We start from the raw sequence: 21,372 nt of genomic DNA, 5'->3' as shown, positions 1-21,372 counted from the left end.
AATGACTATGTTTAAACAATTACTCTTAATATTGTTGTCGTTATGCTGCGCTGCTACCACCGCACACCCCCTGAGCACAGCGCAATGGAAAAAAGATATTCTGACCCTCCAAGCAAGTGTTAAGCAGCACCATATCAATCCATTTCACACTATTAGCGAGGGAGCATTCGACCAACATGTAAGCCAATTACTTAACAAAGTCCCTGACCTCAATGAAGCAGAAATAGAAGTTCAAATATCTCACTTGTTAGCAAGCCTTGGAGATGGGCATAGTAGTTATAACCTCATGTCAGGCTCTCACCGTCATTATCCATTTAACTTTCAGTTTTTTGGAGAGCAATTGCGAGTTATTGCCGCTGCTAAGCCTTATCAGCACCTTATTGGCAGTGAATTAGTAGCCATTAATCATGTGGCTATCTCTGAACTACAAAAAAAGCTACAACCCTATATCAGTGGTGTTGACAATATTTATAGCTTTAAAGTGCGCTTTGCTTTTCAGATTACCATTGCAAAATTATTATTTGGTAGTGGTGTTAGTCGTGAGCAATACACGACCAAATTTACTTTTAAACATAACACCATGACAAACACACACACCGTAAAAGCCGTCACTATGCATCAATTTGCTCAGATCACTAGCCCATTCAAGCGCGCTAACCCAGCACTCACATGGCAACCCATCAAACTCGATGGTATTAGGTTCGCAACCCTTCCCGCTTACGATACAGTGTATATTGACTTCGATCACTACCCCGAACCGCTCTCAGTTATCACCCAGTGTGATGCCATTCAAAAAACCATTCGAAAAAGCAACGCCAACGCATTAATTATCGATTTCAGAGGTAACGGTGGTGGTAACTTTTACAGTGGATTAGCCCTGTCATCTTGCCTACTTCCCCTCGATCAATTCGACTGGCAAAATAAGATTGCCGTGCTTATTGACCATGTCACCTTTTCAGCTGCAATGAGTAACGCTGCGCAATTTAAATCACTATTAAACGCCCAAATTATTGGTGCCCCAAGCGGAGGCGATCCTAATCATTACAGCGAAACCCATCGGCTTTCTTTGCCACACTCACACCGTCGTTATAGCTTATCAAAACGCTATTATTCGTTTAGTAGTGTTTCATCAGACGCACTGTATCCGGATAAACACCTCACGCAATCATGGGATGAGTATCAACAAGGCATAGATCAACCGTTGCTTAGCACGCTTTCTTTATTTAAAAATCTCCAGAGGTAGCACACATCACGCTATACTATAATGACCACTTCACATAGAGATACCAATGAGAACTTTATTACTAACACTGTGCATGCTTATATTGGGCAATGTGTATGCAGCCGAAGAAGAAAAACAACTCCCTCCGTTAAACCCTGCCTATAAAGCAGAGCATGCGATGGTGCTAATGAACCGAGGTTCTCGAATCTATGCAGCTAACTTTCCAACGTATACAACCCCACACGATGTGCAACTGGTCTATCAAATAGATAACCCAGATGTGGCATTTTTAAATTTAGTAAGAGATGCAAACCTTATTACTATTAAGCCAAAACCATTCAATATTGAACGCTTAATGCGTGGTGAAGAGATTACGGTAACCGCCGATATTTACGAAGGGCACTACAAACAAGGTGGCAGCTTAGTGTATAGCGACCGCGCCATTGTATTTAGCAAACAGCTCTATTCTCGTAAGCTCACTGAATTGGCTGAACCCTCAAAATGGCAAGAATACGATATGATCACGGTTAAAGGCACTGAACGTATTTACGTACACAAAATCCAAAACAAACCGAGTTTTAACCACTTGATTTTTGTTGACTTAACGGGGGCGTGTTTACAAAAATTCAGAACCTCAAAAGTGGTGCCACCAGCCAATGAATTAATCTACAAATTCGTCAACTGCGGCACGCTCAAGCAACTTTATTATGATACGAGTGGTTTAGAGTAAAAGAGATAACGCCTTTTGATACTAAATCACTGAAGTCTGCCTGTATATGAAAGCATAATACAGGCAAGAGGCCATACATTAGTTACCTATGCCTTTTCGCGACGCCAATGGTCTTTAGCGATCACCATAGCTAAATATAACGATAAGTAATCAGGTAATGTGGATAATTGAACCATCATAACGCCGTCATTTACTTTTGAGAGCTAAACTGAACATTAGTCGCCCCCCAGTAATTAGTGTCGTAAGGCTGGTGTAACCAATCACCCTCAAGGCCTGGTTGATTTATTTTGCTACAGGATAAAAATAACAGAAACAAAAAAGGCCGCATCTGCGACCTTTTTTACTTAAGAATTAGAGTGCTAAGTTATCTTAACCCACATTCTTTCGTGCATTGCGGAACATACGCATCCACGGGCTGTCTTCTTTCCACTCATCAGGGTGCCATGAGTTTGCCACGGCGCGGAATACACGCTCTGGGTGTGGCATCATCACAGTTGCACGACCGTCAGTCGACGTAATACCGGTAATACCTTCAACAGACCCATTCGGGTTATTAGGGTATTGCGTGGTTGGGTTACCGTAGTTATCAACAAACTTCAATGCCACAGTACCAGAGTTAATGGCTGTATCAACTGCACTCTGAGCTGCAAATTCAGCATGACCTTCACCATGAGAAACCGCGATAGGCATACGAGAACCTGCCATCCCTTTAAAGAACACTGACGGGCTTTCTTGCACTTCAACTAAGCTAAAGCGCGCTTCAAAGCGTTCTGACTTGTTCGTAACAAAACGTGGCCAGTGCTCAGTACCTGGGATCAGTTCTTTCACCGTTGACAACATCTGACAACCATTACACACACCTAAGCTGAATGTATCTTCACGGTGGAAGAAAGTTTGGAACTGCTCGCGCGCCATATCATTGAACAAAATAGACTTCGCCCAGCCTTCACCAGCTCCTAGTACGTCACCGTAAGAGAAGCCACCACATGCCACTAAGCCTTTGAACTGCTCAAGTGTTAAACGACCTTCTAAAATGTCACTCATGTGTACATCAACAGCTGCGAATCCAGCGCGGTTAAACGCAGCAGCCATTTCAATATGTGAGTTAACCCCTTGCTCACGCAAGATAGCCATTTGTGGTTTTGCACCGGTTGCAATATAAGGCGCTGCAATGTCTTCGTTTAAATCGAAGCTTAACTTCACGTTTAGACCTGGGTCTTTGGCGTCAAATTTAGCATCAAATTCTTGCTTAGCACACTCTGGGTTATCACGAAGTGCCTGCATTTGATACGTCGTTTCAGCCCAAATAGTACGAAGTTCAGTACGAGTATTACTCAGAACTGCTTTACCTGCGCGGTTAAATACCACAGTGTCTTCGCTATTTAATGAGCCGATTTCATGGCTGATAGCTGTTAAACCATGTGCAGCAAGTACACTGTGTACTGCGCTCAAGTCACTGTTGCGCACTTGAATCACACCACCAAGCTCTTCATTATAAAGTGCTTCAATGTCGCTACCTACCAAGCTATCTAAGTTCACAGTCACACCTGTGTGACCCGCAAATGCCATTTCCGTCACGGTAGTAAATAGTCCACCGTCAGAACGGTCATGATAAGCAAGTAGCTTTTCATCAGCCACTAACGTCTGCATCGCGTTGTAGAAACCTTTTAATAATTCAGGGCTGTCTACATCTGGCGTTTTATCACCTAGCTGCTTATAAACTTGTGCCAAGCTTGATGCACCCATGCGGTTTTGACCCGCACCTAAATCTAATAAGATGAGTGATGTTTCACCTTTGTCAGTGCGTAATTGTGGCGTTACTGTTTTACGAATGTCTTCAACACGACCAAACGCCGTAATGATCAATGACAGCGGAGAAGTAACTGACTTTTCTTCGCCATTCTCATCCCATTTGGTTTTCATCGACATAGAGTCTTTACCAACCGGAATAGTTAAACCTAGTGCAGGGCACAGCTCTTCACCCACGGCTTTAACCGCTTCATAAAGACCCGCATCTTCACCAGGGTGACCGGCCGCCGCCATCCAGTTAGCTGATAACTTGATGTTCTCTAAGCTACCAATGTTTGTTCCTGCGATGTTAGTCAATGACTCAGCCACTGCCAAACGTGCTGATGCACCATAGTTAAGTAGTGCCGCAGGTGTACGTTCACCCAATGACATTGCTTCACCGTGATACGTATCATACGTTGCCGCAGTTACCGCACAGTTTGCAACTGGTACTTGCCACGGGCCAACCATCTGATCACGGGCAACTAAGCCCGTTACCGTGCGGTCACCAATGGTGATCAAGAATGTTTTCTCTGCAATCGCTGGCAAACGTAATAAACGTTTTGCCGCCTCTTCTACATCGATGTTAGCAGTTTCAAGGGCACTGCCTTCAACCTGTTGAGAAGTCACATCGCGGTGCATTTTAGGTGCTTTACCTAGTAATACATCTAACGGTAAATCCACTGGGTTGTTGTCAAAGTGGCTATCAGCAACGGTTAAATGACGTTCTTCGGTTGCTTCACCAATCACCGCATATTGTGCACGTTCACGCTTACAAATCGCTTCAAAACGGTCAAAGTCTTCAACACCTACCGCTAATACATAGCGCTCTTGCGATTCGTTACACCAGATCTCGTGTGGTGCCATACCTGGCTCATCGTTCGGAATATTACGCAGTTGGAATTTACCACCACGGCCACCATCATCCACCAATTCAGGGAATGCATTCGATAAACCACCCGCGCCCACATCATGGATAAAGGCAATAGGGTTTTCATCACCAAGCTGCCAACATTTATCGATAACTTCCTGACAACGACGTTCCATTTCAGGGTTTTCACGCTGTACAGAAGCAAAGTCTAAATCTTCGTTAGACTGGCCTGATGCCATTGATGATGCAGCACCGCCGCCTAGGCCGATGTTCATGGCTGGACCACCCAGTGCAATCAGTTTTGCACCGACTGGAATTTCACCTTTTTGGACATGATCGGTACGAATGTTACCTAATCCACCAGCCAACATAATTGGCTTATGGTAACCACGCACTTCTTCGCCATTATGGCTCGTTACTTTTTCTTCGTAAGTACGGAAATAACCCAGTAGATTTGGACGACCAAACTCGTTGTTAAACGCAGCGCCACCTAGTGGCCCTTCAGTCATAATGTCTAGTGCGTTAACAATACGTCCAGGCTTACCAAAGTCGCTTTCCCAAGGTTGTTCAAAGCCCGGAATACGTAAGTTAGATACAGTAAAGCCCACTAAGCCCGCTTTTGGTTTAGAACCACGGCCAGTTGCACCTTCGTCACGAATTTCACCACCAGAGCCTGTTGAAGCACCAGAGAAAGGCGCAATAGCAGTTGGGTGGTTGTGGGTTTCAACTTTCATCAAGATTTCAATGTTCTCTTGATTATAAGTGTACTCACCCTCTTTATTTGGGAAGAAACGACCTGCTTTAGAACCCTTCATTACTGCGGCATTGTCTTTATAAGCAGACAATACGTTTTCTGGGTTATTCTCAAAGGTGTTCTTAATCATTTTAAACAATGATTTAGGTTGTTCAGCACCGTCGATTGTCCAATCTGCATTGAAAATCTTATGACGACAATGCTCAGAGTTTGCTTGCGCAAACATAAATAATTCGATGTCGTTCGGATTACGCCCTAACTTTTGGAAGTTTTCTACCAAATAGTCAATTTCATCATCTGCTAATGCAAAACCTTGCTCTACGTTTGCTGTTGCTAACGCTTCACGGCCACCACCTAAAATATCAACCGATGACATTGGGCTAGGTTCATCAACACTAAATAACTTGCCTGCACTTTCAAGCTCTGAATGCGCGGCTTCGGTCATGCGGTCATGTAGTAACGCCGCCGTTGCTGATAATTGCTCAGCGGATAACTCGCCTTCAACATAATACGCAATACCACGCTCAACACGGTGTACTTGGCTTAAACCACAGTTGTTTGCAATATCGGTTGCTTTTGACGCCCAAGGTGAAATCGTGCCTGGACGAGGTGTAACCAAAATTAACTGACCCGCTGGCTCATGCTCAGCGATTGTCGGACCATACTCCAACAGCTTGTTTAACTTAACCAATTCGGCTTCAGATAGTTCACTTGTTAAATCAGCAAAATGCATGAATTCAGCATAAATACCTGTGATAGGTAGGTTCGCGTCAGCGCAGCTTTTAAGGATTTTTTGAACTCTAAAATCAGACAGTGCAGGAGCACCACGTAAGATCAACATAGGTATTTTCATCCGGGGTTAGGGATTGAACGATATTTTGGGTCGCCATTATAGTAGAAATAGCGGTTAGGTTTAACCCAAAATTGTCAAAACTCGTAAAAAATACCTCACCTTATTTAGTCAGCACCGTAAAATGTGACTTTGTTGTATACAAAACAAGGTACTGGGAGTTTTGCTTTCATTACACAATTTCGTTAACGTAGCTTATTACGAGGTTTTCTTAAGGCGAAAAAATGCAACAATTAATACAGCTCATCATGGTTGTTGTCATACTTTTGATAACCGGATGCGATAAAACCCCACCCAATCAACTAGAGAAAATAAAGCAAAAACAGGTCATTAAAGTTGGGACCTTGGTTGGCCCAAGCAACTACTTTCAATCTCAAAGAGCAGAACAAGGCTTTGAATATGAGCTCAGCCAACATTTTGCTCAGTATCTAGGGGTTCACCTTCAAATTGTGCCCTTTTTTAGCCTCACAGAACTTTTTGAGCGTTTAAACAGTGGCGACCTTGATTTAGCGGCATCTGGATTAAGTTATCATCCGTTACGAGAATACCGCTTTGGCCCGAGCTACCGAACTGTAAGCCAGAAGTTAGTCTATAAACAGGGACGTGTTCGTCCCAGAAGCTTTGCAGATATTGATGCGCCAATCATCGTCATTGAAGGCTCTAATCATGCATTGTCGTTAGAAAAAATTCAGTACGAGTATCCAAGCTTAGAATGGCAGACAACCAACAATTTAGATGAAGAAGAATTACTTCAAGCAATCATTGATGAAGAGATTGACTTTACCATTGCCGACTCGCATACCCTAGCCCTGTTTCGCCGTTATCATCCCAATGTGAGTATTGGTTTCTCTGTAACACAAACCGATCACGTTGCGTGGGCTTTGAGAGACGATCATGACGACTCTTTATACGCGTTACTGATGCCTTTTTTTGAGAGTATGAACAACAGCGAAACACTGTACGCATTAGAAGAAAAATACTTTGGCCATATCAATGAATTTAACTACGTAAATACCCTTGCTTTTGTTGAAGCCAGTAATGACACATTACCCAAATATCGCGCTTGGTTTGAAGAGTATGCCGGCGAGTTGGATTGGCGTTTACTTGCTGCGCTCAGTTACCAAGAATCGATGTGGAACCCACGCGCTAAATCTCCAACTGGCGTGCGGGGCATTATGATGCTCACTCAACCCACCGCTAAGCAAGTTGGCGTAACAAACCGGTTAAAGCCGGAACAAAATATTCGCGGGGGTGCCAAGTATTTACAAAAACTGATTAAGCGTATTCCTAAAAATATTTCTCAACCTGATAGAACCTGGTTCGCACTCGCATCGTATAACGTAGGATGGGGCCATGTGAATGATGCAAGGAAAATAACGAAGCAACAAAACAGCGATCCTGATAGTTGGGCTGAGGTAAAAAAACGACTACCCCTTCTAATCAAAAAGCGCTACTATCGAAAGACAAGATATGGATATGCACGTGGAGATGTTGCCATCCAATACGTTGACAACATTCGTCGTTATTATGATGCCCTAATATGGTTAGATGAAAATGGGGCGCTCAATACAAGCAGTGACAAATAAAAAGCGTCAAATCGATGCAAGTGTCATACTATTGCAATACATCCCTGTAATTCTGCCATGTGTGTTTTTTCTCTCACAAATAAGGAGGTGCCGATGCTTAGAAGACGTCGAACTCACCAATTTAAACGAAACACTCAACATACTAAGGCGAATCGTCGCCGCGCTATTATGAAAAGTAACCACAAAAAGGTACTGTTACGTCGCAAATTATTTGCACAGCAACAAATGGAAGAAATCGCGGCTCAGCCCTGAGTCGCTTGTTTTGCTTTCTTTGCCGCTTTGATTTCTTTTCTACGACGCTTAAAAAAATCCGACAGTTTTTGTGCACATTCCTCGGCCAATACACCTTGAGTAACGTCTAATTGATGATTCAGTTTAGGTTCGTTGACAATGTTCATTATTGACCCTGCAGCACCGGTTTTAGCATCACTGGCACCAAACACCAGCCTTTTTAACCTGCTATGTACCAACAGACCGGCGCACATTGGGCACGGTTCTAATGTTACATATAAGGTACAATCAACCAATCGATAGTTCTCTAACACCTTCCCTGCTTCTCTCACAGCCAACATTTCTGCATGTGCAGACGGATCGTGATTGCAAATAGATTGATTCCACCCTGCTGCAACTATTTGATTGTCTTTGACTATTACAGCTCCGACGGGGATCTCATTTTGTTGTTCCGCTCGGTCTGCATATTCAAGCGCTTTGGCCATCCAGTATTGATCTTGTTCTATTTCAGTCATGAATTTTCTGTCGTGCTACTATTAAGAGGGGTTCGTCAAGAGTAAATATACCACATATTATTGCTAAAATTACCAAAATGACATGGCTCAACACGGCACACTTACGCTATAATTCGCCGCTTTTTTTATTTCTTGAGCTCAAACACACGGGTAAAACATGAAATTTCCGGGACGCCGTAGGCATAAACATTATTTTCCAGTGGAAGAGAAAGACCCTCTAATAAACCAATTGGGCAATGACGACAGGTTAAAACGCAGCTATATATGTGGTATCGACCAAATCGTCGTAGATATTGAAGCCAAAGTCGATCAAGCTTTTCTTGATGAATTTGGTTTACAACGTGGTATGTCACAAGTGATAGCCAGTGATATAACCAATGCCTTGTATGAGCGCCTAAAGCGTGAAGATATGGTCGACTATGAGTTCGCTGGTGGCACAATTGGTAACACAATGCACAATTACTCTGTGCTGGCTGACGACCGCTCGGTATTACTTGGTGTAATGAGTGAAAACATTAACATTGGTAGCTACGCATATAAATTTTTATGCAATACGTCTAGCCGTGTTGATCTAGATCACTTACAACCAGTTGGTGGGCCGATTGGCCGCTGCTTTACACTGATTGATGACAGTGGCGAACGTACTTTCGCAATTAGTGCTGGTTTAATGAACTATTTGCGTCCAGAGTCTATTTCAAAGACCCTGATCCAAGAAGCATCAGCGTTAGTGATCAGTGCGTATTTAATGCGGACTACGGGTGATGAAACAATGACCCAAGCAACTATGCAAGCCGTAGAATATGCAAACCAGGCAGGTGTTCCTGTGGTACTGACACTTGGCACTAAGTTCTTAATTGAACAAGATCCAACTTGGTGGGCTGAATTTGTCGAAAAGCATGTTGATATATTAGCGATGAATGAAGAAGAAGGTGAGGCGATCACTGGCTTCTCAGATCCACTACTTGCCGCTGACAAAGCGCTAGATTGGGTGGATTTAGTCATTTGCACTGCGGGCCCTAAAGGCTTGTTTATGGCCGGATATGTTGAAGATAGCGTAAAGCGTGAAACTGAATACCCCTTACTGCCAGGCGCTATTCCTGAATTTAATCAGTATGAATTTTCACGTGCCATGCGCAAAGCCGATTGTCCAAACCCAATTCGCGCCTATAGCCACACAGCACCTTATATGGGCGGCCCTGATACCATAAAAAATACCAATGGTGCCGGTGATTGCGCACTTGCCGCTGTGCTACATGACTTGTCCGCCAATGAATATCACAAATTGAATGTGCCAAACTCAGCAAAACATGAGCAAGCAGCAATTACATATTCTTCCCTTGCGCAAATCAGTAAATATGCGAATCGTGCAAGCTATGAAGTATTAGTGCAACATTCACCACGATTATCACGTGGTCTACCTGAACGAGAAGATTCTTTAGAAACCTCTTATTGGGATAAATAGCCCCAATAAGAGAGAATATTGAGCTTGAGTTAAAATATCGCCGTGCCGAGTTCTTCGCTTAAGAACTCGAGTGCGGCAATACCTGCCACTGAATTACCGATCTTATCTAGTCCCGGTGAACACACCGCCACGGTAAACTCATTGGGTAACACCGCAATAATCGCACCAGAAACCCCTGATTTACCCGGCATACCTACTCGATAAGCAAAGTCTCCTGCGGCATCATATAATCCACTGGTAAACAGCAGTGAGTTTAACTGCTTGGTTTGTTTTGCACTGAGCAATTGCGTCTTACTTTGTTGGCAATAACCTTGATTCGATAAATAAGAAAAAGTCTTTGCAAGCTCTAAGCTATCGAGCTCAATCGCACAGTAATTAAAGTAAGACCACAACACTTCTTCTACTTCATTATTAAAATTACCAAACGATTTCATCAAATAAGCCATCGCTGCATTTCTATAGCGATGCTCAAATTCAGACTGTGCAACTCGTTTATTTATTTTAACTTTGTCATTACCTGATTGTGCACGGTAATGCTCCAACATTGTATGGATTGGTGCGCCTAAGCGTGAATATAACGCATCACACGTCACTATTGCACCAGCATTAATAAACGGGTTTCTGGGTACGCCATTCTCAAACTCCAATTGAGTTAACGAATTAAAAGCGGTACCCGAAGGTTCTTTGCCCACACGTTGCCATAATTCATCACCATAGCGCTGCAGTGCCATGGTCAGTGTCATAACCTTTGATACCGATTGCACCGTAAAACGTGCACTCATATCACCGGCATAATAACTTTGCCCATCCGTGGTTTGAATAGCAATAGAGAACTGACCAAGGGGCTGTTCAGCTAATGCAGGAATATAGTTGGCCACTTTACCTTGAAAACGTAAAGGTTCAATGTGATCAATGACTCGATCTAATACAGCTTGGTAATCAGTCATAGGGTTCATTTATAAATCAAAAGAAGCTGAGTCTAACATAAAAAAAGGGCCTATCTAGGCCCCTACTCGATGTTTAATTTTGTTATGCGTTAACGCTTAACGTAATTCCATTTCTTGGATAATTTCGTGTGCAATTTCCGGTGTCGTACTTACAGGCTTTTCGTGTAGATTTGCTTTTAATTGACCTTTGCGGTGCTTAAGTGCGGCATCTAACTTTTTAGCTGCACTGGCAATCGCAGGGTACATGACTTCATTCTCACCTTTTACAGAAATACTCACACCTGAATAGGTGGTCGTAATTTCCGTGTAATACTTTTTGTGTTCGTTACTGATTATAATGTCAATCGACAACAGTGATGGAAAGTGACTCTCTATTTTGGCAAACTTTTCTTGGACGTGGCTTTTCACTGCATCAGTAACATCTACGTGGTGGCCTGAAAGATTAATTTTCATAGGGTATCCTTTTTTTTGCTTACCTCACTAATAGTATTGAGGCCATTTTAAGAATACTCAAGATCAAAATGTAAGATATTTTTAATAAATTGCAAATACATGACGTAGGTCACAAAGCTACGTTACACCTTATTAATAAAAATCATTTAGTTAGTTTTAAAATCGCAATAATTAAACCCCGTCTATCAAAACAACAAACTTTCACTTGGCAACTATGTGGCTCATATAACATCTAAAGTCAACATATTACACCTGCCCCATTGAAACAAAACAAATAAAAACAATACATTAAAATAAAACTGGACTTCCCTTTGATCTTCCATATGAGCGATTTAAAAGGTGAAGAACGAAGCAATGTCTCATTTTTACAAGTTTACACTATATTGAATAAATCTAAGTTCAGTATTATTTTTTGAGAGGGCTCGTGTCTGCACCACGCATATTAATTATTGATGATGAAAATTTTTATCGTTCTCTACTCAAAGAAACGTTTGTCAACTATTCCATTGAGCTGGCGCACTCAGGGGAAGAAGGGATTGAAAAAGCACATACCTTTCAACCTGATCTGATCCTGCTTGATATCGTCATGACAGGCATATCAGGGTTCGATGTCTGCATGCAGCTGCGTAACCTAGAGGCAATGCAACATACTCCAATCGTGTTCATCTCAAACCTTACCTCAGTTGATGGGCGCATTAAAGCATTTGAAATCGGGGCGAATGACTTTATTTGTAAAACCGTTCACCCTGACGAAATTAAAATTAAAATTGAAGCCCTATTAAACGCAGAAAAAGAACACTTTGCTGCACTTGAAGTCATTGATGAAACCAGCTCATTACTCATCGATTTACAAAGACAAAATGCTTACATGAAAGCAATCAGTTTGTTTATGCAAGCCAGTCACTATTGTGCTGACATAAAAGCACTGACGCAAATTCTATTGAATACCTTACAATCTCTCGATCTAAAAGCGGTGGTCTACTTCAAACTGAGTCATATCACAATAAGTACCTCAGACCATGTCGCTAAATTAGAACAAGAGCTCTTGAAACACCATAAAGATCTCGAACATATTCATAAGCTAGCACAAGGTAGTGTGATCTTTAACTGGCGAGCCACGGTGCTGCTTGCTAAAAACGTTGGCGAACGTACTGATATTATCGCCCACTTAATGGACGCAGTAGAAATGGCCGTGACACATATAGACCGCCAATCTAGTTTAGTGGCACAAATACTCTCAATAGAAAAACACAATAAGGCCATTCTTGAAAGCCTTCAAAGCTCTGTTACTACTTCAAAAGCACATTTAAAATCCCAACTATTTGAGTCAGGGTTAGTATCTAAGTTTGATTTACAAGATGAAGATGATTTAGACAAACTCATTGCCGATTCAGGTGAGGATTTATATCAACTTATTCATAACTTTAATGGTAATGCCGAGAAGGTAACTGCCTTACTGGGTACCTTAAAAAAACCACCACACGAACTACGTTTTCTCTTTAAAGAAAACCCACAAGATTCTAACAATGTACTGTTTTAAAAGCTCCAATGGTTTAACTCACAACGCTGGTACTGCTATACCGACCTGAGCTAAACGCGTTTGACGCCGTTGTAACCAGCTAAGATTAGCATTGGACTCAATAAAAACACGATACTCAGACACCTCTATATTGTGCGTCGTATTTGCAAGCTCTAATAATAATAGGGCACTATTTAAACTGAGCCACAGTGTATGTTGTGTACGGCTAACATTAAACGCATCTTGCGCTGACAATATTGCCAGGGAAACATCGCCATTTGCTTGATAGTATTGTGCATCTAAGTAAGCCTTTAACGCAGGTTTCTTAACTTGATCAATCACTGTTTTTGCAGATCTAAAGTTATTTTCTCTTAGATATAGCTTACTTAAGGCCTCGACAGCACTAAAAAAAACCCATTCATTGTCTGGTGTAACTGGCATTCGTAATACTTTATGAAAAAAGTGCTGCTTCTCCTCAGTAGTCGATGCAAACAAAGCAAAGTGGTAAAAGGGCAGCATATAGTGAGAACCATCTAGTTCATATTCAGCCAATAACGTTTTGGCTTGATAAAGGTGATCATAACTGGCTTTTTCAAAGCCAAATTTACCCGCTTTAATTGACAACAACGTATATGCTTGAATTTCTTGTACCGGTTTTCTTGCTAAACGCGCTAAGCTGGCTGCTGCATATAAATACGCTTTGACTTTATCATAGTCACGGTTGTCATGAGCCAAATCAGCAAGTGATTTATTCACTTCACTTTGTAAACCATATAGCAAAGTGTCTGAGAATAACGTATTCGCCTGCTCATAGAGTGCCAGTGCCAGTGCTTGCTTCCCTTTTGCGGCAAATAACGCACCTTTTAGCCACTTGCCATAAGCATAATACAAGGCATGTTGTCGTTCCGTACTTAATGTTAAAAGCTGCTCTATGTAACCATCAGCAGCATCAAACTTGTCTTCATCGATAAACCGTTCAGCTAGTTTTTGTAGCACACTTAAGTTTAGTGGGAACTGGCCATTTAATAACACTAACTCTGCTGAAACATTCGCACTTTGCTGCTGAATAAAATAACGAGAGTTACTCAATATACGCATTTGTTCGATGACTTTACCACTCAACTCAGTCATATCTTGCGCGTATAAATAACTGACCCATTGCCGTTCATAACCTTGTATTAAAAGCTCAAACATATAAGGCTGAGATGGCTTAGTGGCTTCATTATAATTTTTATAAAGTGTGCCCGAAAACAAAAGCGCCGTGTTATCCTTTTGCAGTGTATGATAAGTCATGTAAGGCGAGTTAAAAAACTGCCCTTCATTCACACGTTCTAGTTTATTGCTCGGTATATTAAATTCACTACTCAGTAATTGATTTAATTGCTCAGTTTCTTGGGCCAATTTTTTATTGCTTTGTAAAGTAAGTGGTAAAAACACACTATCAAACTGAGAATAAGCAAAATGCTTGCTATTAAATGCGCTACTTGCTGAATTGTATATAATGAAAAAAAAACTGATACAAAGTATAACCCCAGCATAAATAAACGAGTTATAAGAACGCTTCTTATAACTCGCACTCTTATGTTCACCACTTAAAGATGTTACGTTGCTTAACTTAACTTCTATTTTGTTCGTTGCAGGTCTTGCGCTGGTTAATTCAATAGACGCAGACTCTGGTTCCGTTATTGAATGTACATTCCCTATATCTTCTAAAGGAATATTCCATTGATACCCTTTCTTTGGAAAGGTTCTAATGACACTTTCACCCAATAACGCACGTAACTGACTGATGTTTTGAAATATGACTTGTTCTGACACCACTTTGTGTTGCCATACTGCTGCCAGTATTTCCTCTTTACTAAACACCCTTGCAGGCTCACTGATAAGTAAAGTAAGTAACTGTATTTGGGTATGATTCAATGAAACAAACCGCTGTTCTTGGGAAAGTAAACCTTGCTCTACATCAAATTGAAAGTTTAAAAAATTAATCATTATTATTTTATAGCAACTGTCATTAGTTGATAGATTAATCTTTAAATGAGTATTTGCAAACCAAAAATAATCCAACGTTCGCTTTGCTACAGTATAAATAGATGAAAGCTCAAACAATAAGTACGTCCTTATACTTACTGTTTGACAACAATAAAAACTATAAACGCCGTATATCTATCCAATTAACCGATAACCGAGCTTCAAGCCCTTGCAATGACAATGTATGCTCACCTTTAGGTAAGTTGATGTGTACATCTTGGACAACTTGCCACCCTTGCTCAGACGAAGTCGAAAATGACGTAATCACTCGACCATTAAGCTTAACTTCAACACGCTTGCTGCTGCCCGTATGATATACCCTCGGCTTCAAAGCATATTGCCCCGCCGTTGATACATCAATTTTGTACTGTGCTTTCGCCAAGCCTAAGCTTGCATACACGCGGTCCTCTTTCGCTTCTTGCACTGAGTTCTTAACTTCAATATCAGTACCTTGTGAAAAAGCCTCCCCTTCAATTTTACCTGGTATGGCATGTGTAATATAAGCCGATGTGTCAATAGTTTCGCTGGGCAAGCTCAGCCTATCACCATAATAAGCAACCACAGAATAACGCGCTTTACGCGGTAGAGGGTCTAAGTCTGTAACTCGCCCATTTATACCAGAACCAACAATAACCTCTTTATGATTATTCAAAAGATCTTGTCTGAACACTTGATATGTTGGCTGTATTTCATCATTACTTAGCTGCCAACTTAACTCGACTTTCTCTTTAAATTCAGTGAGCTTTACGTCCGTCACTTGTTTTGGATAATTTGCTACTTGTGCATGTACTCGCCTAGCTTTTACGTGTTCTTTTTTAAGCGTGTTCACAAACCAAGTAGAGCCTTCTTGCGACTCAAGCTGTTCTCCAGCGGTATCTCGCACTATCCGAAAGCCTTCAATTGCCCCTAAAAAGTCTCGGCTTCTTTGAGAACGTTCCAATACATTTTGAATTCCCCAATGCCAACCGCCCCCCTTAGAAATAAAGGCTTTGCACTCCTTTCCGGTCTTGGTGACCCCTTCACTTTTCAACTTATCGGTATCACTAACATAACAATCTGCCATAATTTCTCTCGCGTTACCCACTAAATCATGCACACCATATTTATCTGCTTTATACATACCAACCATAGCGAGCGTTACCTCTTTATCGCTACAGTTCTCAACATTATAAGCTGCAGTGTAAGACGCTCCGTATAATTTTTCAGACATATTTTGAGCATGTAAATCAGCCAAATTAGCCACATCACATATTTGCTCACGCTTTTTACCCCCTGCTTTTATGTATTCTTGTAATCCGCCACTTTCAATAACATATTGCCACTGAGCTTCAGACAACAAACGATAATCTTTGCCCGTTTTACGTGATAACCACTGCGTATAAGCAACGGCATTATCATAGTTAATACATACAACAGGATGAAACTCTGAGAACCGATATATATTATTGTCCCAGCTACCATCTCTCGGACCGCTAAACCACCCTGAATCAATACGATGTGAGCAATTGTTCGCACTTTCATATCCTGTGTCAGAAATAAATCGGCTATATTCAGCAACGGTCAATTCATATTTAGCCATCTGAAATGCAGGCACCGTGACATCATAACTTTCACCATTTTCACTTTGTACCGTAAAACTCCCTGCGGGAATACTCGCCATTGGCGGCTCAATTACGTCTGCTGCCCAAACCCGATTACCATATAGCAATACCAATGTAGCTAATGTTATTTTTTTCATTCCAGCTCCAATTTACTTTTTTCGAAAAGTTCCAAGGCCACTGTAGGTCGTTACTAACGCGACGTCTTATCAGTTTTATAAAAGTTTCCTATCATATTTATAATAAATAAAATCATAACGTTACAATTTACAAATAGAAAAAAACAGCTTAAAACGACAATTCAATACAGGCTGATTAAATTCAGAATAAACCTTTAGACAATAACCCTACTTTCATTGCAAAATAGTCCTGATTTGAGATAACCAAGGAGTAACATGAAGGGTATTAAAAACTTTGTTTTCGATTTAGACGGAACACTTATTTTTGAAGGCAAACCTCTCACTAGCGCACTCAGTAACACGCTCATAGAATTAGAGGCCGCAGGTATTCATACGTACTTTGCAACAGCTCGCCCATTGAGAGACACGCTACCCGTTTTACCTGAGTATTTTTGGGATCATACCTTAATTGGTTGTAATGGCGCGATGACCAGCAAGCAGCAAAAAGTCACCAGTGCTAATGCCTTTAAAAAAGCACAAATAGTACAGTTACTTGAATGGCTAGATGATAAAAATATCGCCTACCTTTATGACGGGCACTATGACTACGCAGTTTCTGATAAACCACATGAGTTTCACCAATGGGTAGCAAAGTTAGGCACACAACCAAGCTGTAATACCACCTTACGCCAACAGCAAGTCATTAAATTATTGATACTCGAAGGTCACCATTTCGACGAAATAAATACCTACTGCGAACAACATTTAGATTCGTTCACCTACTACCACCACAGCGGTACTAACTGCTTTGATATTGTCACACAGCACAGTAATAAACTCAGTGCACTACAAGCGTTACAACTGGACTTGTCAAAAACCATTTGCTTTGGTAATGATCATAATGATGTCGCCATGTTAAATGCCGCACATAAAGCCGTCGTCGTTGGCGATGGGATCTCACTATCACGTAACTATACATCAATATGCAGAGATACTATTTTAGAGCACTTAACTTCACTGTTGGCGTCGAAAGTAGCATCATAAAAAACTCATAAACAATACAAGCAGCCTTGATATGCCGCTTTGTAAAGAAGTCCATTCTAAGCTAAACGTGAACCAAGATAGATGTCTGATCTTTCTTGGTCATTTTACTCACCACCAGCAAAAATGAATTATCTATCATACGTTCAATCTCACCTTGCGGAATTGAGCCATCTAAAATCACCGTATTCCAATGTCGCTTGTTCATATGGTAGCCGGGGATCACTGCTTCAAAAATATCTCGTAAAATGGCAGCCTCATCAGGATCACACTTTAGATTTACCCACCAATGCGCACTGTTCTCTTGACCCATTTTACCAAGCGCTAACGTCGCAAACATTTTATCTTTCACTTTATACACATCAATACCTTCGCCAAATGGTTGACCAACACTCGCAAACGGCTTATTCAGTAAATAACGTTTTAGTTCATGATTTTCCATACGCCACATTTCCCATTTAAAAAAGATAAATCAAAGGCCTTTGGTAATTTTTATCTATTCATATCTAGCATACAGGATTATAAACCACAGTAAAAAACATAAAACTGCGACTTGTGTCGCACTTTAAAACTTGATAAGGTGTGACATATGTCGCAAAAATGATAAATCAGCAAGCAATGAAACCAAACACGACCGAACTCGAGATCCTTAAATTACTCTGGCAAAAAGAGCCTCGTACCGCACGTGAGCTTCACGAAGAAATTGCTCAGCAATTTGAATGGAGCTATTCATCTACTCGCAAAACCTTAGAGCGTATGCATGATAAAGGCTTTTTAAACATCACCCAGCAAGGTAATAAAAAAGCTTTTACTGCAACATTACTAAAAATGCCCACATTGGCACTCTATGCTAACGACTTTGCGAAAAACATTCTTGAAATTGACGGGCCTCTACCCATAGCAATGTTCACAGATAGTCGTCTTATCGAGTCTGACGAACTTGATGAGTTACAATCTCTGCTCGATGACCTTGCCGATGAGGAGAATAAATAGTCATGCTGATGACACTTATTCTCAGTACAGGAGCCTGGTTATTTAGCTGCCTAGTACTTGTCAAGTTGGGGAAATTACTGATGAGAAAAGATAGAGCGCAAGCAAACTTATGGTTTGCACTATTATCTTTATCAATGATCTCTGTATTACCTATTTCTAGCAATTTGGTTGAGCAAGCGATCCCTGAGGTACTACATACTCTGCCTAGCCATGTAGAAAGTGCGGTTGTTTCAGATCTCACTATCAAAGCGTCTGAGGCCTTAGCCACGCTTGACATCATGCTCTATACGCTATTTACACTCTGGTTCTTAGGTGCTCTGCGCAAAGCATGGTTACTTATCAAGCTGCGACGCCATTTTATACAACTGGTCGATACCGCACAGCCCTATAAAAACCATTACAGCTCTCACCCAATGTTCGTTTTGCCAATCGATATGTCGCCCTTCGTATTTGGGTTAAGAAAACCAAAAATAATATTGCCTCGCTATTTTTTACACTTAAAAGACCACGAACAACACGCTTTATTGTGCCATGAGCTAACCCATATTTCGTATAAAGATCACATTTCGGTCATTATGTGGCGCATGTTGTGCTGTCTGTTTTGGTTTAACCCTTTTATACACGAGATGGAGAAAGAGTTTGTTCACGCAATGGAACATCGCTGCGATAGAAAAACAGTGCAACACTTTAAGCTCCCACCACTACAATATGCGCAATCTTTGTTAACGTGCTTAAAACGTAGCATGGTTCATCAGCACCAGCACCAAGGGTTCGCACACTTTTCATCTTCGGCACTATCCGTTGACGAATATAAACAAAGACTCACCGATATTGTTAAACCAAAACGTATTTCTCAGGTCTCTGTTACAGTGATCTTATGCGCCGTATCCATGGGTGTGCTATTCACTAAATACATCACTAACCCCGTATTCAACGCCACTCCCCCTGACTGGCAGTACCCCGTAAAAAACATCTCTATTTCATCTCACTTTGGTCATATATCAAAAATACGCAATAACAGACCGCATGGGGGCGTTGATTTTATTGGTAAGGCAGGCACTTCAGTCTATAACGCGGCGCCTGGTAAAGTCTTAATTGCTGATGCGACCAGCTTGGCCAGTAAATACGGAAACGTTGTGCTCATACAACACAGCAACGGGTATCAAACCCTTTACTCGCATTTAGATGACTTTAACGTCGAGGCCGGAGATTGGCTAAAGCACTACCAAGTGATTGGCTCAATGGGGTCAACCGGTAAAGTCACAGGCGCTCATCTGCACTTTGAAATGCTCCAAAATGGCCAACGAATAGACCCACTATTAAAATATTCTAACTAATTAGTAAAAAGTTATGACTTACAAAATGATACTAGTCGCATTTATTGTGACAGCGTTAGGTTGCTCAAAACCCGCCACAGAGATAAACAAAGCCGTTCCATTCACCTCCCAACAAAACGTAAAAGCAGATCAGCAACAGATCCAAGCACCGTTAAATAACCAAGAAAATGGGCAAAAGCTTACAGCGCATATCATTGAATTTAAAAAGGGTGATACGTTAACGCATTTGTTGCGCCGATTTGGGTTCAACGCCAAAGACGCTATTTTAGTAAAGCGTGCACTAGGCGATACATTCACGCTCAGTAAATTTAGTGTTGGGCAGCGTATTAAAGTAATGACCTTGAACAATACAATACACTCATTCGCCTTTAGCACCGCATTTAATCAACATGCACACCTCATCAAACACAATCAAAACTGGCAAGTTGATATTACTCAACCTCAGCTCACCAGCCGATATCAGCAAAAGCGCATTGTGATAACAAGTAGCTTATTTTTAGCATCTCAGCGCGCAAAGCTACCCACTGATATTATCAATCAAACCGTTACGGCTTTATCACATTTAATTGATTTTCAAAGACAAATCAAAGCCGGCGATACACTTACACTCTACTACAAACAAATGTACCTAGAGAGTGATGCGCAACTGAGTCACCATCATACTCCACCAAGGGAGTTACTTTATGCAGCTTTGTCGGGCGTAACCAATAATATTGAAATAACACGCTTTAAAAACGCACAGGAACAACAGGCTTTTTATCTACCAGACGGTAGGCTAGCACAAAGTTTTTTAATGAAAACCCCACTCAATGGCGCTCGCCTCTCCTCAACATTTGGTAAACGAAAGCACCCAGTTTTAGGCTACACTCGCCTTCACAAAGGCCTTGATTTTGGTGCACCAATAGGCACACCGATTATGGCAGCGGGTGATGGCACCATACAAAGTGCAAACTGGGCTGGCAGCTTTGGTAACCGCATTATTATTCGCCATGGGCAAAACTATCAAACACTTTATGCGCACTTGAAAGGCTTCGCAAAAGGCATGAAAAAAGGCGTAAAAGTTCAGCAAGGACAAATCATCGGCTACCTTGGTAATACAGGGTTATCTCAAGCACGGCATCTACACTATGAGGTGCACAAAAATGGTAAAGCCATTAACCCTCTCAAGTTAAAGCAACCAAGCCAAAGCCAGCTACGAGGTAAACAACTGGCCTTATTTAACCAACATCGTACTTACTTAGCTCAGCAGCTAACTCAGCACCATAATACTGAGATCCAAATAGCCTCTGCACGGTAGCGATTTTACGCAATACGCACCTCCATCA

The 21,372-nt window shown here is 41.4% G+C and carries 17 protein-coding genes; 10 read left to right on the top strand and 7 right to left on the bottom strand.

Annotated elements, in window-relative coordinates:
• Positions 1-7: 7 nt before the first annotated feature.
• Positions 8-1,243 carry a S41 family peptidase gene (locus BGP78_RS03665; protein ID WP_182912214.1) on the top strand — a complete coding sequence of 412 codons (1,236 nt, stop codon included), beginning with the start codon at positions 8-10 and terminating at the stop codon, positions 1,241-1,243.
• A gap of 46 nt (positions 1,244-1,289) precedes the next feature.
• Complete coding sequence (locus BGP78_RS03660; RefSeq protein ID WP_119860134.1) at positions 1,290-1,952, top strand: hypothetical protein; 663 nt, start codon at positions 1,290-1,292, stop codon at positions 1,950-1,952.
• A 369-nt stretch (positions 1,953-2,321) separates the two neighbouring features.
• Here BGP78_RS03660 and purL read toward each other — a convergent pair whose 3' ends face one another.
• Positions 2,322-6,206: a phosphoribosylformylglycinamidine synthase gene (gene purL, locus BGP78_RS03655; protein ID WP_119860165.1), complete on the bottom strand. Its 3,885-nt coding sequence runs from the start codon at positions 6,204-6,206 to the stop codon at positions 2,322-2,324.
• A 233-nt stretch (positions 6,207-6,439) separates the two neighbouring features.
• On the opposite strand from purL, the gene mltF reads away from it, so the two are divergent.
• Positions 6,440-7,801 carry a membrane-bound lytic murein transglycosylase MltF gene (gene mltF / locus BGP78_RS03650; protein ID WP_119860133.1) on the top strand — a complete coding sequence of 454 codons (1,362 nt, stop codon included), beginning with the start codon at positions 6,440-6,442 and terminating at the stop codon, positions 7,799-7,801.
• Positions 7,802-7,894: 93 nt separating this feature from the next.
• Positions 7,895-8,053, top strand: a complete 159-nt coding sequence (locus BGP78_RS22595) for a hypothetical protein (protein ID WP_171044365.1) — start codon at positions 7,895-7,897, stop codon at positions 8,051-8,053.
• On the opposite strand, the gene tadA is transcribed toward BGP78_RS22595, so the two are convergent.
• On the bottom strand, positions 8,044-8,547 hold the full coding sequence (gene tadA / locus BGP78_RS03645) for a tRNA adenosine(34) deaminase TadA (RefSeq protein WP_119860132.1): 504 nt from the start codon (positions 8,545-8,547) through the stop codon (positions 8,044-8,046). The two genes, BGP78_RS22595 and tadA, sit on opposite strands and share 10 nt — an antisense overlap.
• Positions 8,548-8,704: 157 nt before the next feature.
• On the opposite strand from tadA, the gene BGP78_RS03640 reads away from it, so the two are divergent.
• On the top strand, positions 8,705-10,009 hold the full coding sequence (locus BGP78_RS03640) for an inosine/guanosine kinase (RefSeq protein WP_119860131.1): 1,305 nt from the start codon (positions 8,705-8,707) through the stop codon (positions 10,007-10,009).
• A gap of 29 nt (positions 10,010-10,038) precedes the next feature.
• On the opposite strand, the gene glsB is transcribed toward BGP78_RS03640, so the two are convergent.
• A complete protein-coding gene (gene glsB / locus BGP78_RS03635) occupies positions 10,039-10,956 on the bottom strand; it encodes a glutaminase B (protein ID WP_119860130.1) in 918 nt (305 codons plus the stop codon).
• Positions 10,957-11,052: 96 nt separating this feature from the next.
• On the bottom strand, positions 11,053-11,409 hold the full coding sequence (hpf, locus tag BGP78_RS03630; protein ID WP_119860129.1) for a ribosome hibernation-promoting factor, HPF/YfiA family: 357 nt from the start codon (positions 11,407-11,409) through the stop codon (positions 11,053-11,055).
• 424 nt (positions 11,410-11,833) lie between these two features.
• On the opposite strand from hpf, the gene BGP78_RS03625 reads away from it, so the two are divergent.
• Positions 11,834-12,949: a PleD family two-component system response regulator gene (locus BGP78_RS03625; protein WP_182912213.1), complete on the top strand. Its 1,116-nt coding sequence runs from the start codon at positions 11,834-11,836 to the stop codon at positions 12,947-12,949.
• Between the two features lie 18 nt (positions 12,950-12,967).
• On the opposite strand, the gene BGP78_RS03620 is transcribed toward BGP78_RS03625, so the two are convergent.
• Both BGP78_RS03620 and BGP78_RS03615 read right to left on the bottom strand, forming a co-directional pair.
• Complete coding sequence (locus tag BGP78_RS03620) at positions 12,968-14,920, bottom strand: winged helix-turn-helix domain-containing protein (RefSeq protein WP_147386058.1); 1,953 nt, start codon at positions 14,918-14,920, stop codon at positions 12,968-12,970.
• A gap of 157 nt (positions 14,921-15,077) precedes the next feature.
• On the bottom strand, positions 15,078-16,697 hold the full coding sequence (locus BGP78_RS03615) for an SUMF1/EgtB/PvdO family nonheme iron enzyme (RefSeq protein WP_119860126.1): 1,620 nt from the start codon (positions 16,695-16,697) through the stop codon (positions 15,078-15,080).
• A 255-nt stretch (positions 16,698-16,952) separates the two neighbouring features.
• Here BGP78_RS03615 and BGP78_RS03610 point away from each other — a divergent pair, with 255 nt between their 5' ends.
• Positions 16,953-17,720: an HAD-IIB family hydrolase gene (locus BGP78_RS03610; RefSeq protein ID WP_119860125.1), complete on the top strand. Its 768-nt coding sequence runs from the start codon at positions 16,953-16,955 to the stop codon at positions 17,718-17,720.
• A gap of 61 nt (positions 17,721-17,781) precedes the next feature.
• Here BGP78_RS03610 and BGP78_RS03605 read toward each other — a convergent pair whose 3' ends face one another.
• The gene (locus tag BGP78_RS03605) at positions 17,782-18,159 is read right to left on the bottom strand and encodes an MmcQ/YjbR family DNA-binding protein (protein WP_119860124.1); all 378 of its coding nucleotides are present in this window, start codon (positions 18,157-18,159) and stop codon (positions 17,782-17,784) included.
• Positions 18,160-18,335: 176 nt separating this feature from the next.
• Here BGP78_RS03605 and BGP78_RS03600 point away from each other — a divergent pair, with 176 nt between their 5' ends.
• Genes BGP78_RS03600 through BGP78_RS03590 form a run of 3 tightly spaced genes read left to right on the top strand, consistent with a single transcriptional unit; the run spans position 18,336 to position 21,344 of the window.
• Positions 18,336-18,710 carry a BlaI/MecI/CopY family transcriptional regulator gene (locus BGP78_RS03600; protein WP_119860164.1) on the top strand — a complete coding sequence of 125 codons (375 nt, stop codon included), beginning with the start codon at positions 18,336-18,338 and terminating at the stop codon, positions 18,708-18,710.
• 2 nt (positions 18,711-18,712) lie between these two features.
• Positions 18,713-20,047: a M23/M56 family metallopeptidase gene (locus BGP78_RS03595; RefSeq protein ID WP_119860123.1), complete on the top strand. Its 1,335-nt coding sequence runs from the start codon at positions 18,713-18,715 to the stop codon at positions 20,045-20,047.
• A 13-nt stretch (positions 20,048-20,060) separates the two neighbouring features.
• Positions 20,061-21,344, top strand: coding sequence for a M23 family metallopeptidase (locus BGP78_RS03590; protein ID WP_119860122.1), 1,284 nt, complete (start codon positions 20,061-20,063; stop codon positions 21,342-21,344).
• The last annotated feature ends 28 nt before the right edge of the window (positions 21,345-21,372 follow it).

The organism is Pseudoalteromonas sp. MSK9-3, from assembly GCF_003590335.1.
Classification (GTDB): domain Bacteria; phylum Pseudomonadota; class Gammaproteobacteria; order Enterobacterales; family Alteromonadaceae; genus Pseudoalteromonas.
The sequence above is the reverse complement of the archived record's forward strand: the minus strand, read 5'-3'. Positions and strand labels throughout refer to the sequence as shown.

What these genes read in the sequence shown, in the direction of transcription:
- mltF (WP_119860133.1), top strand. Translation starts at nt 6,440, where the DNA reads ATGCAACAATTAATACAGCTCATCATGGTTGTTGTCATACTTTTGATA.
- BGP78_RS03615 (WP_119860126.1), bottom strand. Translation starts at nt 16,697, where the DNA reads ATGAAAAAAATAACATTAGCTACATTGGTATTGCTATATGGTAATCGG.
- BGP78_RS03605 (WP_119860124.1), bottom strand. Translation starts at nt 18,159, where the DNA reads ATGGAAAATCATGAACTAAAACGTTATTTACTGAATAAGCCGTTTGCG.
- BGP78_RS03590 (WP_119860122.1), top strand. Translation starts at nt 20,061, where the DNA reads ATGACTTACAAAATGATACTAGTCGCATTTATTGTGACAGCGTTAGGT.
- BGP78_RS22595 (WP_171044365.1), top strand. Translation starts at nt 7,895, where the DNA reads ATGCTTAGAAGACGTCGAACTCACCAATTTAAACGAAACACTCAACAT.
- glsB (WP_119860130.1), bottom strand. Translation starts at nt 10,956, where the DNA reads ATGACTGATTACCAAGCTGTATTAGATCGAGTCATTGATCACATTGAA.
- hpf (WP_119860129.1), bottom strand. Translation starts at nt 11,409, where the DNA reads ATGAAAATTAATCTTTCAGGCCACCACGTAGATGTTACTGATGCAGTG.
- BGP78_RS03600 (WP_119860164.1), top strand. Translation starts at nt 18,336, where the DNA reads ATGAAACCAAACACGACCGAACTCGAGATCCTTAAATTACTCTGGCAA.
- BGP78_RS03660 (WP_119860134.1), top strand. Translation starts at nt 1,290, where the DNA reads ATGAGAACTTTATTACTAACACTGTGCATGCTTATATTGGGCAATGTG.
- tadA (WP_119860132.1), bottom strand. Translation starts at nt 8,547, where the DNA reads ATGACTGAAATAGAACAAGATCAATACTGGATGGCCAAAGCGCTTGAA.
- BGP78_RS03610 (WP_119860125.1), top strand. Translation starts at nt 16,953, where the DNA reads ATGAAGGGTATTAAAAACTTTGTTTTCGATTTAGACGGAACACTTATT.
- purL (WP_119860165.1), bottom strand. Translation starts at nt 6,206, where the DNA reads ATGTTGATCTTACGTGGTGCTCCTGCACTGTCTGATTTTAGAGTTCAA.
- BGP78_RS03665 (WP_182912214.1), top strand. Translation starts at nt 8, where the DNA reads ATGTTTAAACAATTACTCTTAATATTGTTGTCGTTATGCTGCGCTGCT.
- BGP78_RS03620 (WP_147386058.1), bottom strand. Translation starts at nt 14,920, where the DNA reads ATGATTAATTTTTTAAACTTTCAATTTGATGTAGAGCAAGGTTTACTT.
- BGP78_RS03595 (WP_119860123.1), top strand. Translation starts at nt 18,713, where the DNA reads ATGCTGATGACACTTATTCTCAGTACAGGAGCCTGGTTATTTAGCTGC.
- BGP78_RS03640 (WP_119860131.1), top strand. Translation starts at nt 8,705, where the DNA reads ATGAAATTTCCGGGACGCCGTAGGCATAAACATTATTTTCCAGTGGAA.